The 14,771-nt window shown below is 69.6% G+C and carries 20 protein-coding genes and 1 pseudogene; 18 read left to right on the top strand and 3 right to left on the bottom strand.

Features of this window, described 5'->3' with window-relative positions; translation table 11 throughout:
• Entirely contained in the window at positions 1–567 is a 567-nt protein-coding gene (locus WJ438_RS29090; RefSeq protein WP_406727845.1) for an HD domain-containing protein, read from the top strand.
• Here WJ438_RS29090 and WJ438_RS29085 read toward each other — a convergent pair.
• Together WJ438_RS29085 and WJ438_RS29080 are read right to left on the bottom strand one after the other, a co-directional pair.
• A complete protein-coding gene (locus WJ438_RS29085; RefSeq protein ID WP_406727844.1) occupies positions 555–1,028 on the bottom strand; it encodes an NUDIX domain-containing protein in 474 nt (157 codons plus the stop codon). The genes WJ438_RS29090 and WJ438_RS29085 overlap by 13 nt on opposite strands.
• A gap of 2 nt (positions 1,029–1,030) precedes the next feature.
• Positions 1,031–1,789 carry an XRE family transcriptional regulator gene (locus tag WJ438_RS29080; RefSeq protein WP_406727843.1) on the bottom strand — a complete coding sequence of 253 codons (759 nt, stop codon included), beginning with the start codon at positions 1,787–1,789 and terminating at the stop codon, positions 1,031–1,033.
• Between the two features lie 468 nt (positions 1,790–2,257).
• On the opposite strand from WJ438_RS29080, the gene WJ438_RS29075 reads away from it, so the two are divergent.
• The 9 genes from WJ438_RS29075 (at position 2,258) to WJ438_RS29035 (ending at position 8,086) form a co-directional block, all read left to right on the top strand.
• Positions 2,258–2,419 (top strand): hypothetical protein, encoded by a 162-nt coding sequence (locus WJ438_RS29075; RefSeq protein ID WP_406727842.1) that lies wholly within the window; start codon positions 2,258–2,260, stop codon positions 2,417–2,419.
• A gap of 67 nt (positions 2,420–2,486) precedes the next feature.
• Positions 2,487–2,756, top strand: a complete 270-nt coding sequence (locus WJ438_RS29070; protein WP_406727841.1) for a DUF6284 family protein — start codon at positions 2,487–2,489, stop codon at positions 2,754–2,756.
• A complete protein-coding gene (locus tag WJ438_RS29065) occupies positions 2,756–2,980 on the top strand; it encodes a hypothetical protein (RefSeq protein WP_406727840.1) in 225 nt (74 codons plus the stop codon). Before WJ438_RS29070 ends, WJ438_RS29065 begins: the two co-directional genes overlap by 1 nt.
• The gene (locus WJ438_RS29060; RefSeq protein ID WP_406727839.1) at positions 2,977–3,432 is read left to right on the top strand and encodes a Pycsar system effector family protein; all 456 of its coding nucleotides are present in this window, start codon (positions 2,977–2,979) and stop codon (positions 3,430–3,432) included. The genes WJ438_RS29065 and WJ438_RS29060 overlap by 4 nt, the downstream gene beginning before the upstream one ends.
• Entirely contained in the window at positions 3,429–4,538 is a 1,110-nt protein-coding gene (locus tag WJ438_RS29055) for a conjugal transfer protein (protein WP_406727838.1), read from the top strand. Before WJ438_RS29060 ends, WJ438_RS29055 begins: the two co-directional genes overlap by 4 nt.
• Positions 4,538–4,882, top strand: coding sequence for an RRQRL motif-containing zinc-binding protein (locus WJ438_RS29050; RefSeq protein WP_406727837.1), 345 nt, complete (start codon positions 4,538–4,540; stop codon positions 4,880–4,882). Before WJ438_RS29055 ends, WJ438_RS29050 begins: the two co-directional genes overlap by 1 nt.
• A gap of 2 nt (positions 4,883–4,884) precedes the next feature.
• Positions 4,885–5,202, top strand: coding sequence for a hypothetical protein (locus WJ438_RS29045; RefSeq protein WP_363038915.1), 318 nt, complete (start codon positions 4,885–4,887; stop codon positions 5,200–5,202).
• Positions 5,203–5,302: 100 nt separating this feature from the next.
• On the top strand, positions 5,303–7,417 hold the full coding sequence (locus WJ438_RS29040; protein WP_406727836.1) for an ATP-binding protein: 2,115 nt from the start codon (positions 5,303–5,305) through the stop codon (positions 7,415–7,417).
• 204 nt (positions 7,418–7,621) lie between these two features.
• Positions 7,622–8,086, top strand: coding sequence for a hypothetical protein (locus WJ438_RS29035; protein WP_406727835.1), 465 nt, complete (start codon positions 7,622–7,624; stop codon positions 8,084–8,086).
• Positions 8,087–8,089: 3 nt separating this feature from the next.
• Here WJ438_RS29035 and WJ438_RS29030 read toward each other — a convergent pair whose 3' ends face one another.
• Positions 8,090–8,338 carry a hypothetical protein gene (locus WJ438_RS29030; RefSeq protein ID WP_406727834.1) on the bottom strand — a complete coding sequence of 83 codons (249 nt, stop codon included), beginning with the start codon at positions 8,336–8,338 and terminating at the stop codon, positions 8,090–8,092.
• Between the two features lie 32 nt (positions 8,339–8,370).
• Between WJ438_RS29030 and WJ438_RS29025 the strand changes: the two genes are divergently transcribed.
• The 8 genes and pseudogenes from WJ438_RS29025 (at position 8,371) to WJ438_RS28990 (ending at position 14,653) form a co-directional block, all read left to right on the top strand.
• Positions 8,371–8,535, top strand: a complete 165-nt coding sequence (locus WJ438_RS29025; protein ID WP_181383654.1) for a hypothetical protein — start codon at positions 8,371–8,373, stop codon at positions 8,533–8,535.
• 90 nt (positions 8,536–8,625) lie between these two features.
• Positions 8,626–9,318, top strand: a complete 693-nt coding sequence (locus tag WJ438_RS29020; protein WP_406727833.1) for an SAM-dependent methyltransferase — start codon at positions 8,626–8,628, stop codon at positions 9,316–9,318.
• Positions 9,315–10,204: pseudogene (locus WJ438_RS29015) on the top strand (bifunctional DNA primase/polymerase). Before WJ438_RS29020 ends, WJ438_RS29015 begins: the two are co-directional and overlap by 4 nt.
• An 86-nt stretch (positions 10,205–10,290) precedes the next feature.
• Complete coding sequence (locus WJ438_RS29010) at positions 10,291–10,557, top strand: hypothetical protein (RefSeq protein ID WP_406727832.1); 267 nt, start codon at positions 10,291–10,293, stop codon at positions 10,555–10,557.
• Complete coding sequence (locus WJ438_RS29005; RefSeq protein WP_406727831.1) at positions 10,554–12,014, top strand: phage/plasmid primase, P4 family; 1,461 nt, start codon at positions 10,554–10,556, stop codon at positions 12,012–12,014. Before WJ438_RS29010 ends, WJ438_RS29005 begins: the two co-directional genes overlap by 4 nt.
• Before the next feature lie 26 nt (positions 12,015–12,040).
• Entirely contained in the window at positions 12,041–12,313 is a 273-nt protein-coding gene (locus WJ438_RS29000; RefSeq protein ID WP_406727830.1) for a helix-turn-helix transcriptional regulator, read from the top strand.
• Positions 12,314–12,395: 82 nt separating this feature from the next.
• Positions 12,396–13,652 carry a tyrosine-type recombinase/integrase gene (locus WJ438_RS28995; RefSeq protein ID WP_406727829.1) on the top strand — a complete coding sequence of 419 codons (1,257 nt, stop codon included), beginning with the start codon at positions 12,396–12,398 and terminating at the stop codon, positions 13,650–13,652.
• A gap of 92 nt (positions 13,653–13,744) precedes the next feature.
• Complete coding sequence (locus tag WJ438_RS28990) at positions 13,745–14,653, top strand: hypothetical protein (RefSeq protein WP_406727828.1); 909 nt, start codon at positions 13,745–13,747, stop codon at positions 14,651–14,653.
• The last annotated feature ends 118 nt before the right edge of the window (positions 14,654–14,771 follow it).

Raw genomic sequence — 14,771 nt, 5'->3', positions numbered from 1 at the left:
TTGTCGGAGCTGACGAAGTGGGCCTATCCCCTCGCAGAGTCCCTGCTCGCCGAGCCGCTGCCGCGGCGGTGGCGGCACTGCCTGGGGGTGGCCGAGCGGGCACGCACCATCGCGCTCATCCTCGGAGAGGATGCCGACCTGTTGGAGGCCGCGGCCGTCCTTCACGACATCGGCTACGCGCCGGATCTCGCGAAGACGGGTTTCCATCCTCTCGACGGGGCGCGCTACCTCCGAGACGTGGCCAACGCAGACTCGCGCATTGTGCAGCTGGTAGCGCACCACTCCTGCGCTTGGATGGAGGCAGAAGCGCGCGGTCTGAGAGAGGAGTTGGAGAGCGAGTTTCCCCGCCAGAGCGCGCACCTCAATGACGCTCTCTGCTACTGCGACATGAACACCACGCCCGACGGCACCCCCACCAACCCCGTGGACCGGATCAACGAGATTGCCGGCCGCTACGGGCCCGACAGTCTGATCGGGACGTTCATTCGTCGCGCCGAACCCGAGATTCTGGCGAGCACGGCGCGCGTACTGGAGCGGGTCGCCGCCGCAAAGCGTCAGCCGATGTAGGGAGCCGTCCGCGCCCGGTCCAGCGCGTGCTCGATACGCAGCCGCATGGTGGGGTGGACGTCCAACTCTCGCAGGTCCGCTGGGTCGACCCAGCGGACCTGCGTCGTCTCGTTGCTCGTACGTAGCTCGCCGCCGACCGGACGGGCCCGGAAACAGATGCTGAACTGCTGGCGGATCTCGCCGTCGTCGTACTGCATGACGTGGCCCGGGTCGGTGTAGATCCCGGACAGGTCGACGACCTCAGCCTTGATGCCGGTTTCTTCCCAGACCTCTCGGACCACGGTGTCGTTGATGGACTCCCCCACGTCGTGGCCGCCGCCGGGCAGTGCCCAGCGTCCGTTGTCGGAGCGCTGGATCATGAGCACCTGGCCCGCATTGTTCTGGACGAAGGCGACGACGGAAGGAACCACCGAGTTGGCCGGCGGGGCGTCCGGGTCGTGCAGGTAGTCGATACGTCCCATGCTCAAGCTCCTGTGAAGTCGGCGTCTGTGACCGGGCGGGCGTTCTCCCAGGTGTGCTCGATGCTATTCGCGTACGTGTCGAACAGTCCGCCGCCGGGGAGTCGACGGAGGTGCAGTACGGGGGCCATGTAGGCGCCGATGCCGTAGACGTGTGGGTTCACCAGCATCTCGTCATCGGACCGGTAGATGGAGTTGTAGAGCGTTGAATCGTGCAGCCGAAGAGCTATCTCGGGGTGGCTCTTGATGAGCGGGCGGTAAAGCAGCAGTGCGTTACGGATCTTTCCGTCCATGATCCGGTGGCCTTCGTCCTCGCCACGCTGTCTCACGGCAGCACAGTCCGGGTCCCCGAGCAGGAGTCGGACCCTCACTCCGGCCTCCACTTTCGCCTTGAGTAGGGCATGGAAGAGCGGGTCCTCGGAGAGGAAGAGGCCGGAGTAGACCAGCACGTCCAGGCTCTTTTGGCTGCGCCCGAAGATCTCTCGCCAGAGTCCTGGCGGCACCATGTGGCGGTGCGGGTAGACGGTGCTGATCTCTGCCTTCGTCAAGTCCGCCGTGCTGTCGACGTTCCGGTCGTCTTCCCACAGCGTCGTAACGTCGACCTTCAGCGCTGCTGCTGCCGCGTACTGGTGCCGTCGGTACGGCACTTTGCTCTGAGTGATCCACCGCTCGACGGTCTTCGCGTTCACCTGGATCTCGTCGGCGAGGCTCTGGACGGTCATGCCACGGGCTAACAGAGCCGACCGCAACCGCTCGTTGGGCATCTGCACCCCTTCGTGGGACATCTAGGGACCTCTTGACGGTAGCAGTCGACCCACAGCTGTCCATGCGTGTGGTGACCAACTCCCCTGATCTGCAGCGATTCTGAATGTGCGCCAAGAAGTCCAGGCGCGAAACCAAGAGGTTCCGTCAACGCACTTGACGGCCCCCCATGCAGTATCTGTAAAACAGGTACTGCATAGCCGAACCAAACAGCTCGGTTGAGGCGGCTTCATGCCGCACGCGCAGAAGGCGGGGACGCTGCAATCCCGCTGAAGGCCAGGGGACAGGGCTTCGGCCCGACTGGCGAGGTGGCCCGGTGACCGCGAGCAACGGCCGGAGAGTGGGGACCACGGTCCCCCTTGCAGTGCGTATCCCCTGATCAGACGACCAAAGGAGCGGCAGTGAGCCGACGAAAGCGATGGGCGCGGCCGTGAGCGACCGGCACGGCCGCGCCGTTCCATCCCCGGTCCGTGAGCGCGAACGAGCGCCACGGCCGGCCGGTCATGTTCCACCGCATCGCGGCGGCCAGCGCCGCGCCGGTTGCCTCCTTCGGCCGTCCGGGACCGCTCTTCGAGCGGGGTCCGTACGGCCGAAGCGGCGGGGAGCCGGAGAACCCGACTTCAACGGCGTGAGCCCCCGGTGCGCGAACACCGGGGGCTCTGTTCGGGCCGTTGCCACCTGCTAGGGAGAACACGACCCATGGAGCACATCGTCACTGTTCAGGACGCTGTTACCGCGTTCGCCGACTTCATGGAGCCGACGGCCGCGGAGCTGGACGCAATCGAGCAGGAGATGCCCGTCATCCTGGCGGACGTCGACCTGCTGGACGCGCACATCACCACCCTGGACCGCACGCCGACCGAGCTGGACGCCCGCCGCATCCGCCGGGCCCGCCGCCGGGCGCTCGCCGCCCGCGTCGCGCTGCTCAACCGCACCGCCGGCGCGAGCCTGCCCGGAGGTGCCGCGTGATGGCCCGCTTCGACCTCACCCCGCGCGACCGGTGCCACGTGGAGGCCGCCCGCCGGGCACTGGCCGCCGCGCAGACCGTGAACCTGCTGGACGAACGCGCCATGGCCTACACGCTCGGCCGGCTCGAGGTCGCCCTGGAGCGGCTGATCGGCCTGGTCGACGCGCCCGCCCCCGGCCCGACGGACATCGCCGGGCCGGACACCCCCGCCGGGGGTGCCGCGTGAGCGCCACCGAGAAGAACCTGTCCGCCGCGCACGCCGAGGTCAAGGCGGAGATCGCCCGGACCGACGCCAAGACAGCCCTGCTGCTGGCGTTCGTCGGCGCAATACTCGCCGGCACCTGGACCGTCGCCCGCGACCTGCCGCCGACCCTCCCCGCCCTCGTGGTGGGCGGCATCGGGCTGGCGCTGCTGATCGGCGCGGCCGGGCTGCTGCTGCGCTCGGTGCGCCCGAACCTGGGCAACCGACGCGAGCGCTTCGGCTTCCCGCTGTGGGCCACCCTCACCCCCGAGGAGATCAGTACGGCCGTGGGCGGGAACCGGGCCGCCGACATCGCCGGACTGTCCCGCCTTGCGGTGGCCAAGTTCACCTGCCTGCGCCGCGCGGTCGACCTCACCCAGGCCGGCGGCGCCCTGCTCCTCCTGGCCGCCCTGCTCACGGCGGGGGGTGCGCGATGAACCGCACCAGGCTGACCCGTGTTCAGGTGGGGGTGCTGACGGCCGCGTTCGTGCCGATGCTGGCCACGGGCGTGTTCGGCGGTATCGGCACCTACAGCAACATCGGGCATTCCTACGGCTCCGGTACTGCGCTCGGGGCGCTCGCCGCCGGCGAGGGCGCCACCGCCGTGCTCGCCCTGGTCCTGCTCGGGCTGACCATGCTCGGCCAGTCCTCCCCGCGCGTTGTGCGCGTCGGTCTGTGGGCGCTGCCGACCGCCGCCGCCGTCATGGGCGCGATGGCCGCACCCGACCCGGGGCGCACCGTCATCTACGCGCTCACCCCGATGGGCATGTCCGTCTCGGCCGAGGGCATGGCATTTCTGGCCCGGCGGATCGTGGTGCACACCGACGGCCTGGACGCGGAGAACGAGCGCCGGACCGCTGATCTGGTGCAGGCGCTCGCCTACCACCGCGCTCGCGCCACCCACCACCCCAGTGACCGGGTCAGGAAGCGGTCGGACCGTGCGTCGTGGCGGTTGGCCCGCCGGGTCGGGGTCGGGGATGTGGCGCTGGGATCGAGGCTGCTGGACGTGCAGCGCAACCGGGTCACAGCCGGCGCGGATGCCGCGCTCGCGTCGATGTTCGGCGCCACGGCCCTCGATCCGGCCCCGGCCGCGAATACGGAGGAATCCACCGAGACCGATGCGAAACAGTCTATGGCTGACCTGCCCGAATCGACCCCGGAGGCGGCGGTGACGCTGACCCGGCTGACCGTGCCGGAACCGGTCGCGGTCGACCTGGGCAAGTCGATTCCGCCGCTCAAGCCGATGCCCGCGATCCCCGCCCCGATCGAGCCCGCCACCCGTTCCGCGCGCCGGACGGTTCCGGCGGAGTCGACCCCGCCGCGCCGGGCGACCGGCCGGCTTCCCGAGGTGGCCCGATCACCCCGGTCCAAGCGCACGCCGGAACAACTGCTGGCCGAGGCGCGCACGGTGACGGCCGACTGGCCGGACAAGCGGGTGACCGCCGAGGGCATCCGCCGCACGCTGCGGACGTCGCCGGCGAACGCGCGGACTCTGCGGGACACGCTCTTGGCCGAACGCGCCGCCACGGCTGAGGCGGCGTGATGGGGGCGCTGCCGGTGTTCCGCTGGCGCCTGGCCCCGGACGGCTACGCCACCCGCCGCCAACTCCGCGCGCAGGGCCTGCGGCCCGGCGGTCAGGAGGTGGCCGCGCAGTTGGAGCGGCCACGCCGCCGGGGTCCGCTGGTCGCCTACCTCTACCGCATCGACGCCGCCAAACCGGTCCGGCCGATGACGCCGGGCCGGTGGGCGGCGCTGGCCAAGGCCAACGCCGCCCGCCGCATCTGCCCGCAGTGTCGCCGCGATGCGGGCTACGTCATCCCCGCCGCGCTCGGCACCTGCGTGCCCTGCGCCTACCCCGGCCCCGCCGACTCTCCGAGGAGCGTCTGACCATGCGCAACGCCGACATCCGCCGCCTGGACCGCGAGATCCAGGCGACCACGAAGAAGCTCGAAGCGGTCCGCCGGGGCGAGTGGTGGCCGCTGAACGGCAGTGAGCGCCGGGCGATGGCCCGCGCCCTGGCCGCCGGTGGCTACAAGGTGGCCCGGGGCCGTAGCGCGGGCCGTGAAGAGCAGCGCATGGACGCCACCGGCAACTCCGCCGAGATCCGGCTGAACGCGGAACTGACCGCCCTGCACGGCGAGCGTCAGCGGCTCCTCACCGAGGCCGCCCGCGACAAGGCCAAGCGGAAGTCGTCCGGCTGGTTCTGACCAGCCATCACGCCGGGGTGGCCGCTCTTTCCACGGACCCGGCCACCCCGGCTCTCCCTCACTCCCGCCCCCAGTGGGGGCAGTCAGGAGCACTTCCAGCATGTCGGAGAACGTCGTCCACCTCCACAAGCCCACCGACCCCCCGACCCCGGACACCGCCCCCACCGTCCTCACGGTCGTACCGGACCCCGCCCCGGCGGCGCCCGTGCCCTTGTGGGTCCGCTCCGGACGCGCGGTGAAAACAGCCGTCACGCACGAGACGACCCGGGCGGCCGTCCGGGCGGTGGCCCGGCACAGCCTCTACACCCTCAACGGCGGCCGGATCGTGGCCCGCCGCACCTGGGACGGCCGCACCGGCGCCCGCTACGAGCGGATGATCCGGGCGGCGGAAGCCGCGGGGAACCTGGAAGCGGCCGAGGAGTGGGAGGAGCGGCTGCAGCGCTTCCGTGCCGCCCGCCACCACCGCCGCATGGACCTCCTCCACTCCCCGGTGGAGGCCGCCAAGGGCGTGGCCGTCGGCGCCGGGATGAGCATCGGCGTGCTGGTCGCCCTCGGCGTCGTCATGGCCCTCCACACCGGCCAGGTCGGCGACGTCATCACGCCCCTGTCGGCGACCGTCGACTTCATCGCGCTGCTGATCCGGATCGTGCAGGTCGTCTGGGGTCCGGCGCTGTCGATCGGCCCGTTCCTGGCCCTGCTGGCCCTGTGGTCGGTCGGCCGCAAGCAGCACGCCGCCCCCGCCTGGGCCCTGCCGGCCAACGTCCGGTCGGGCGAGGGGGAGCCGATCACGCCGTCCATCGTGGTCAAGGCCCTGCGCGACCTGGGCGTGCCCGCCCTGGCCCGGGCCATCAAGGAGATGGGCGACGCCGGCGCGAGCATGCTCGGACCCATCCGGATCGCCGGATGCGGCGTCGAGGTCGACGTCACCCTCCCCTCCGGGGTGTCCACCAACGAGGTGCAGAACAAGCGGCGCAAGCTCGCCGAGAACCTCACGAGGCACGAGCACGAGGTGTTCATCACCATCCCCCAGGCGGCCCGCACGGTGCGGCTGTGGGTGGCCGACTCCGGCGCGCTGGACGAGCCGATCGGCCCGTCCCCGCTGGCCGTCGACGACTCGCTGACCGCCGACTACGCCAAGGGCCGCGCCCCCTGGGGCCAGGACCTGCGCGGCGACGCCGCCGCGCTGAGCCTGTACCAGCGCCACCTGCTGATCACGGGTCTGTCGAACCAGGGCAAGACGGCCGCGCTGCGCGCGCTCGCCCTGTGGCTCGCCCTCGACCGCTCGGTGGAGTTCCGCATCGCGGACCTCAAGGGCGCCGGGGACTGGGCCATGTACGACGGCCTGGCCACCGTGCTCATCCAGGGGCCGACCGATGACCACGTGATCGAGGCGACCGAGATGCTCGAAGGCGGCGTGACGGAGATGGAACGCCGCCTGACCGCGCCGCCCGGCACGATGTTTCCGCCGCTGATCCTGCTGGTCGACGAGGCGCAGGTGGCGTTCATGTGCCCGCTGCTCGACGCCGACAAGCGCCCCTACGGCGGCTCCAAGGCCACCTCCCGCTACTTCATGGCCGCCCGCAAGATTCACAATCAGGGCCGGGCGGTGAACGTGCTGCTGTGGCAGGGCACCCAGGACCCCACCGACCAGAACCTGCCCAAGCTGGTGCGCGAGGGCGCCCACACCCGCGCCTCCCTCGCCCTGGGCACCGAGTCGCAGGCCCGGATGGCGCTGGGGGACAAGGCCGTCGACGGCGGGGCGGCGCCGAACCTGCTGCGCCCGGGGCTGGACAAGGGCACGGTGGTGGTCGCCTCGGACGGGATCGCCATCCCGGCCGGCCAGGCGTCCCTCACGGTGCGCACGCACTACATCGACACCGACACCGCGACCGAGATCGCCGAGCGCGCCAAGGCCCTGCGCGACGGGGTCACCACGCTGCACGTGATCGAGCGGGGCGAGCAACACGATCCGCTCGCCGACATCGCCGCCGTCCTCGGCACCGCCTCCCGCGTGCTGACCGCCGACGTGCTCAAGCGGCTGTCCGCGCTCAACGAGGACGCCTACGGGCGGTGGACGCCCGGCGACCTCAAGCGCGTGCTGGAGGACGCCGGCGCCGAGCCCTACAAGTCCGACGGCCGCATGGTCGTCGGCCGCGACCGCGTCGCCCGCGCCCTCGCCAACCGCGACGAGGGTTCCGCTTCCGCCGACCGGTGACAGGGAGCGAACCGCCGGCGGGTCAGGGAGGCAGGGAGAACTCCCTGACCGCCTCCCTGGCCCGCCTCCCTGGCCCTGACCAGCGCAAATGATCGTTCAGGGAGCCAGGGAGGCACGCAGCTCAGACCCCTGAAACACCTCTCCACACGGCACCCCGAAGGGGGTGCCTCCGCCTCCCTGACCCATGTCCGGAAGGGATTCCGCATGTACCCCGACCACACCCACCAGCCGCCCGTGATGCGGGCCGTGGAAGTCCACCGGCTCACCCCGCTCCCGCCCGCCATCGCCGTCCCGGCGCCGGTTGTGCCGGTGCAGCCGGGCACCGTGCCGGCGGTGGCGAGCGTCGTCCTGCCGGACGGCCGGATCGTGACCGGCTACGCCGTCGCCCCGGCGCAGCCCGAGCCGGTCATGGTGAAGCCGGCCGTCTCGCGGACGGCCGTGAACGCCGCCCTGGGGGGCGTCGGCTTCCTCGCGGTGTGCGGCGGGCTGCTGCTGCTCACCTCGTTCATCGCCGCGCTCACCGCGTTCATCAGCCAGCTCATCATCCTGGCCGCCGTCATCTTCGGCGGCTGGATCGCCGCCCAGGTCCTCGGTCCCAGCGGCCACCAGGGCGGCACCACGGTGAACATCCGCAAGGCCGTGTTCAAGCGCAACCACTTCCACGGCTGACGGTCAGCCGTCGTCTCGACCGGCCCTGCGTCGGATGACGGCAGCGATCCACTGGCCGACCACCGCACTGATCGTCAGCGTCAGCGCGAACGCCAGCGAGTCATCCCACGACTCACCTGTCACCACATGCCAGTACACGGCGCCCAGCCCGTACACGGCACCCGTGACGGCCAGTGCCACCAGCCAGCGCCGTAATCGGCGCCGGCGCCGTGGGTTGGGCAGCTCATCGCCCACCTGCTGACGCTCCGCCATGCCCAGCACCTCCCCCCTCGAAGGGACTTTTCGTGTTCGAGATCCGCGTCATCTGCGACCCCGCCGACACCGAACGCATCACCACCGCGCTCAACGACACGTTCACCACCGGCGCCGTACGCACCTACCCCACCCGCGACGGCAAGCACCTGCGCCTGTACGTGACCGCCGACCACCACCCCGACACCGACCAGTAGCCACGCCAAGGGCGGCCCCACCTCACGCCAATGAAACCGGGGCCGCCCTTGTCCACCTGCCATCCAACTGACCTGTGGAGGTCTCCCAGCATGACCCAACCCACCACCGTCCGGCGAGTGCACGGCCGACGGCCGCGGCTGCTGGATCTGTTCTGCTGCCAGGGCGGCGCCGCCAAGGGCTACGCCGACGCCGGCTTCGAGGTGACCGGCATCGACCTCGCCCCGCAGCCTCGCTACCCGTACGCCTTCGTGCAGGCCGACGCCATCGCATTCGTCCTGGAGCACGGGGCCGCGTTCGACTTCATCCACGCCTCCCCGCCGTGCCAGCACGACAGCGACTGCCAGCGCTTGCGCGGCAACACCCATCCCGACCTGATCGCCCCCACCCGCACCGCCCTGGAGACCACCGGCCGGCCATGGGTCATCGAGAACGTGCGCGGCGCTGTCCCGAAGCTGCACGCCCCGGTGATGCTGTGCGGGCCGGTGTTCGGAGTGGCCACCTACCGGCACCGGTACTTCGAGACCGGCGGCGGCTTCACCCTCACCCAGCCCGACCACCCGGCGCACCTGGTGCCGCAGGCCAAGATGGGCCGCCCCGTCCCGCCCGGTCACTACGGGCAGTTCGTCGGCAACTTCTCCGGCGTCGACCACGCCCGCCGGGTGATGGGCGTGGAGTGGATGAACCGCGACGGCATCCGCGAGTGCATCCCGCCCGCGTATGCCGAGCACATCGGCCGCACCGTCCTTGCCCAGCTCGTCCCCGCGCTGAGGGTGGCCGCATGACCGAGGACCTGATGCGTGCCGCCCTGGACGCTGCCGAACGCGGCTGGCACGTCTTCCCTCTCCGGCCCGGCACCAAGCGGCCCGCCCTGCACGGCGAAAAGACCTGCACCCGTACCGGGCCGTGCGCCGGCGGGCACCGCAAGTGGGAGCAGCGCGCGACCACCGAACCGGACCGCATCCGCGCCGCCTGGTCGCGGGCGCCGTTCAACGTCGGCATCGCCACCGGCCCCTCGGGGCTGGTCGTCGTCGACCTGGACGTGTCCAAGGACAAGGGCAGTTCGGACGCGCCGTGCGGCGCGACGACTTTCGGAGCGCTCTGCGAGCGCGCCGGGCACGCCGTCCCGGCCACCTACCGGACCCGGACCGCAAGCGGCGGACAGCACCTGTACTTCACCGCACCGGACGGCGTCCGGCTCGCCAACACCGCAGGCACCGTGGCCGCTTCGGTCGACACCCGCGCGTGGGGCGGCTACGTCGTCGCCGCCGGCAGCACCACCCCGGGCGGGGACTACGAGGCACTGTGCGGCTCTGTGCCGGTCGCTCTGCCCGGATGGCTGCACAGCATCCTGCAACCGGCTCCCGTGCGCCCCGTGGGCCCGCTCCGGCTCCCGTCGGTGGACGGCAGCCGGGCGGCGCTGGCCGCCCTGGAGGCCGAATGCGCGGTCGTCGCCGACGCGCCGGAGGGGCTGCGCAACGTCACGTTGAACCGGTGCGCCTTCAAGGTGGGGCGGTTCGTCGCGGGGGGCGACCTCCCCGGAACGTGGCAGAGGAGGCCTTCCAAGCGGCTGGGGAGGCCGTGGGGCTCACCGCTGCCGAGTGCCGCACCACCATCCGCAGCGCCCTGAACAGTTCCATCCGCACCGCCCGGCCCCGGGAGGCGGCATGAGTGCCCAGGGCCGCCCCCGCTTGGAAGGCCAACCCTCGCTCCGGACCGGCCCGTACGCCGCTGAACCCGCCGTACCCCGGCCGGTCGTGGGCGAGCCGGCAGGCGCCGCCCGCAAGGGCGTCCGAACTGCTGTTGGCTCTGACCCGCGCCGTGGCGACGGCCGCTGCCCCGTGGCGTGGCTGCACATCACCGCACCGCGCGGTGCCACCCCGACTGCCACGTCGAAGTGCGCGTGCGGGCGGGACCGCAGCGCCGTCGGACACCGCCGCGTGCTCGCCCTGATCGCCGACCACACCGACCACCGCAACACCTGCCCGCTCCGTAACCCCCAGGAAGGGAGCGCCGCCGCATGATGGACCCCCGCACAATCGAGGGCGAGGAACTGCCCGCACCCTCGAACCCGTTGGCCGTCGCCCGCCGACTGCTGCCCGATTGGCAGACCGAGGACGGACAACTCGTCTGCCGACGCTGGCGCGCATCGTGGATGCGGTGGAACGGCACGAGCTGGCGGGAGCTGGACGAAGCGCAGATGCGCGCCGCGATGTACCGCCGCCTGGAGCACGCCGTGTTCTACGCCCCCGGCAAGGACGGACAGCCGGAAGCGCGGGAGTGGGCGCCCACCAAGCAGAAGATCAGCAACCTGCTCGATGCGCTCGGGGCCGTCACCTTGCTGCCCACCGCGACCGACGCCCCGGTCTGGCTCGACGCCAACGGCGACGCGAGCGAGCAGGACGACGGTCCGATCGTGGCCTGTGAAAACGGCCTGCTGCGCATCCGGGACCGCGCGCTCCTCCCGCACGGCCCCCACTTCTTCAACCTCGTCTCCGTCCCCTTCGCCTACGACCCCGACGCCACGGCCCCGACGTGGGAACGGTTCCTGGGGCAGATCTGGCCCGACGACCCCGACGCGATCCACGCGCTTCAGGAGTGGTTCGGCTACGTCCTGTCCGGCCGCACCGACCAGCAGAAAGTCATGCTGATCGTCGGCCCGTCCCGCTCCGGCAAGGGCACCATCGCCCGCGTGCTGAAAGAGCTGGTCGGCAAGGAGAACCTTGCCGGGCCCACCCTCGCGGGGCTCGGCACGAACTTCGGGCTGTCCACCCTGATCGGCAAGCCGCTCGCGGTCATCTCCGATGCCCGGCTGTCCGGCAGCGACAACAGCCAGGTCGTGGAACGGCTGCTGACCATCTCCGGTGAGGACACGATCGACGTCGACCGCAAGTACCGCGAGCAGTGGACCGGCAAGCTGCCCACCCGGCTGATGCTGCTGTCCAACGAACTGCCGCACTTCGGCGACTCCTCCGGCGTGATCGCCAAACGGTTCGTGCTGCTCAACATGCGCGTGTCCTGGCTCGGCAGAGAAGACACCACCCTCACCGACCGGCTCGCCGCGGAGATGCCCGGCATCCTGAACTGGGCCCTCGACGGCCTGGCCCGTCTCCAGCGCACGGGCCGGATCACGGAACCGAAGTCCAGCCGTGAAGCGGTCACCACCATGCAGGACACCGCCTCCCCCACGTCCGCGTTCGTCCGCGAGCGCTGCGCCACCGGAGCGGCGTGCAGCGTGCCCGTGGACGCGCTGTGGACCGTGTGGCGGGAGTGGGCCGAGGACAACGGCGTGCGCCCCGGCACGAAGCAGGTGTTCGGCCGCAACCTGCTGTCCGTCGTGCCCCAGCTCAACCGCACCCGGCCGCGAGACGAGTACGGCCGACAGGTGGTCACCTACAACGGGATCACCCTCACCCGGTGCGAAACACATTTGCCTGAGTCGCGACTCATCGCGTCTCAAGACCCCTCTGAGTGCCGCTGAGTGCCGATGAGTCGCGACTCAGAGGAATGTATTTCCAACTTGCGGAGGACCCAGTGAGCCCGACCGCCCCCGTCCGGACCGACGCCCGCGCCACCCTCCGAGGCGGCCTCCCGGACCGGTACCTCACCCCCGACGACATCGCCGAGATGTTCGAGGTGCCCCTCGAAACCGTCTACCAGTGGCGCAAGAAGCGCACCGGACCGCCCGGATTCCGCATCGGCAAACACGTCCGCTACGACCCCGACGACGTCCGCGCCTACGTCGCCCAGCGCAAGAGCGCTGACCAGGTCGCAGCCTGACACAGCGCACGTCACCGCTCAGCACATAGGGAGGGCCACGCCGTGGCCCTCCCTGCCCATGTCCAGAAGGGACCGCCACTTCATGGCAGGCCACATCCAAGACCGCTGGTACAAGACCGAGAACGACTCCAGCGGGAAACCTCACCGTGTACGAACAGAGCGCTATGGCGCGGGTCTGCGCTATCGGGCGCGCTACATCGGGCCGGACGGGACCGAGAAGAGCAAGTCGTTCCCCGACGGGCAGAAGCGGCTGGCTGACCAGTGGCTCGCCCGCATCGAGGCGGACATGTCCCGGGGGCAGTACCTGGATCCTGCCGCCAGCCGCGTGACGTTCCGGCAGTACGCCGAGAAGTGGCTGACTACGCAGACCACCGCGATGACGACGCGCGAGTCAGTAGAGTCCGCGATTCGCGGCCATGCCATCCCCTATCTCGGGCCTCGACCGCTCGGCTCCTTCAAGCCGGAACACATCCGGGATTGGCTGAGCGAATTGGAACGGGCCGTCCCTGCGTCGTCGTACCGGCGCGTGATCTACAACAACGTCTCGACGATCCTCAATGCGGCTGTTGACGACGGACACCTGTCCAAAAACCCCTGCCACGCGCAATCTGTGCGGCCCCCTGCTGCGGGGGCTGGCCGCGTTGTGCCGTGGACCGCAGACCGCGTATTCGCCGTGCAGGCAGCTCTGCCGGAGCGTTACCGAGCGACAGTCGACCTCGGAGGCGGATGCGGGCTCCGACAAGGGGAGATCTTCGGGCTTCCGGTCGATGCAATCGGCTTCGATTCTGGATGGCTACACATCGCAAATCAGGTGAAAGTAACGAAGGAGGGTCTCGTCTTCTCCCCTCCGAAGCGGAACAAAATTCGGGACGTCCCCTTGCCGGACCGCGTGGTGCACATCCTCAAGCGGCACATGGAGGCGTTCGCCCCGGTAGAAGTCACGCTGCCGTGGCTCCGGCCGGACGGTCCACCCGTCACCAAGCGACTGCTGTTCACCCGCCTCGATGGCACGGGCGCGGTCCGGCGGACCGACTTCAATGACCGGACATGGAAGCCCGCTCTCGTCGCGGCCGGAGTCATTCCCGCACCGAGGCCGGGCGAACGGCACCAGGCCGCACGCGAACACGGCATGCACGCCCTCAGGCACTTCTACGCTTCGGTACTGCTGGACGCCGGCGAGAACATCAAGGCCCTGAGCCACTACCTCGGACACAACGATCCGGGGTTCACGCTCCGGGTCTACACGCACCTCATGCCGAGTAGTGACGCACGGGCTCGGAAAGCCATAGACAACCTCTACCAACACGCGCCTGACGCAGCCCCCACCAACAGGCGATAAGGGAACGAACATGGCATTTCGGGATAACTGAAACAGGTCACAGTTATCCCGAAAGCTTACCCATGAAAACGCATCATCACTATCATGCCCACATGAGCAGCCGCCCTTTCCCCTCCCCCACTAGCGACGAAGTGATCAGCGCCCTAGGACGCACTGGTTACCTTCTCGAACAACGCGTAGCCAGCAAGGCGAGGTCCGCGGGATTCACAGTAACCACCGGAAAAGCGTTCAAGGACCCCGACGAGGGAAAGTCGCGTGAAGTTGACGTATTCGCCATCAAGAAAGTATGGGAAGCCCCCTCTCGGAATATATTGGTATCAATTCAACTAGTGATCGAATGTAAGCGCTCCGACGGACCATATGTTGTTCTTGGGAGGGATCCTAGCGTAGTTGACACGCACCGTCAGCCGCACTCGCACACCATGCCAGTCAGTCAAGTTCGATGGCTGGAGTACGTAGATGAACGATCAGCTCGCCAGCATGGAATGCAGACGTGGAAGTGGCTCGGCCTCCATGAACTTCCCGGCAGCCCAAATCGTGACACGAAAAGGGGTATCCAGCTGGTCCGAATGAACTTGAAGAATAAGGAGTGGGATGCAGAAAACTCGTCCGTTTTTGAATCGCTGACCGTGCCGCTAATGAAGGCCGTGGAAGCCTTCCGACCTCCGCGAGATAAAGCCCCCGAGCCAAGGTACGCCCACTTGTGCCTCTGCTTTCCGATCGTCGTAACGAGCGGCGAACTATTCTATGTGAATGGGGAAGCAGAGGAACCTGTCGCAGAACGCGTTGACTGGGCTCCCTTGGAACGAGACATCGACATGGAATCGATGACGGGGCTGTTCAACCTGGATGTTGTGACCTACAGCGCGCTGGATCGATTCCTGCAAGAACGCGTGTTGCTCTTCAGCAAAGCTGTGGGCGAAGAGGTCGCGAAGGAGCCAGACAGGTTGAAGCAGAGGGAGCTGGATCCACGGCAGTCAAGCAGCAAGAGCGACGCGTGATGGGCTGTGGTGGTCCCTCAGGCTGAGTCACTGGCGCCTACGACGGCCCACAGACGGCCCCAAGTCGTGCGGCACCCCATCGGGTAACGACAACAACCATCGCCCAACGGGGTGCCGA

The organism is Streptomyces sp. GD-15H (assembly GCF_045291515.1).
Lineage (GTDB): Bacteria > Actinomycetota > Actinomycetes > Streptomycetales > Streptomycetaceae > Streptomyces.
This window is presented reverse-complemented; position numbering and strand designations above follow the sequence as displayed.

Coding starts and splice junctions, on each gene's coding strand:
- WJ438_RS29085 (WP_406727844.1), bottom strand. CDS start 1,028: ATGGGACGTATCGACTACCTGCACGACCCGGACGCCCCGCCGGCCAAC.
- WJ438_RS29065 (WP_406727840.1), top strand. CDS start 2,756: ATGGCCCGCTTCGACCTCACCCCGCGCGACCGGTGCCACGTGGAGGCC.
- WJ438_RS29030 (WP_406727834.1), bottom strand. CDS start 8,338: ATGGCGGAGCGTCAGCAGGTGGGCGATGAGCTGCCCAACCCACGGCGC.
- WJ438_RS29000 (WP_406727830.1), top strand. CDS start 12,041: ATGTATTTCCAACTTGCGGAGGACCCAGTGAGCCCGACCGCCCCCGTC.
- WJ438_RS29005 (WP_406727831.1), top strand. CDS start 10,554: ATGATGGACCCCCGCACAATCGAGGGCGAGGAACTGCCCGCACCCTCG.
- WJ438_RS29035 (WP_406727835.1), top strand. CDS start 7,622: ATGTACCCCGACCACACCCACCAGCCGCCCGTGATGCGGGCCGTGGAA.
- WJ438_RS29055 (WP_406727838.1), top strand. CDS start 3,429: ATGAACCGCACCAGGCTGACCCGTGTTCAGGTGGGGGTGCTGACGGCC.
- WJ438_RS29050 (WP_406727837.1), top strand. CDS start 4,538: ATGGGGGCGCTGCCGGTGTTCCGCTGGCGCCTGGCCCCGGACGGCTAC.
- WJ438_RS28990 (WP_406727828.1), top strand. CDS start 13,745: ATGAGCAGCCGCCCTTTCCCCTCCCCCACTAGCGACGAAGTGATCAGC.
- WJ438_RS29070 (WP_406727841.1), top strand. CDS start 2,487: ATGGAGCACATCGTCACTGTTCAGGACGCTGTTACCGCGTTCGCCGAC.
- WJ438_RS29080 (WP_406727843.1), bottom strand. CDS start 1,789: ATGCCCAACGAGCGGTTGCGGTCGGCTCTGTTAGCCCGTGGCATGACC.
- WJ438_RS29020 (WP_406727833.1), top strand. CDS start 8,626: ATGACCCAACCCACCACCGTCCGGCGAGTGCACGGCCGACGGCCGCGG.
- WJ438_RS28995 (WP_406727829.1), top strand. CDS start 12,396: ATGGCAGGCCACATCCAAGACCGCTGGTACAAGACCGAGAACGACTCC.
- WJ438_RS29040 (WP_406727836.1), top strand. CDS start 5,303: ATGTCGGAGAACGTCGTCCACCTCCACAAGCCCACCGACCCCCCGACC.
- WJ438_RS29045 (WP_363038915.1), top strand. CDS start 4,885: ATGCGCAACGCCGACATCCGCCGCCTGGACCGCGAGATCCAGGCGACC.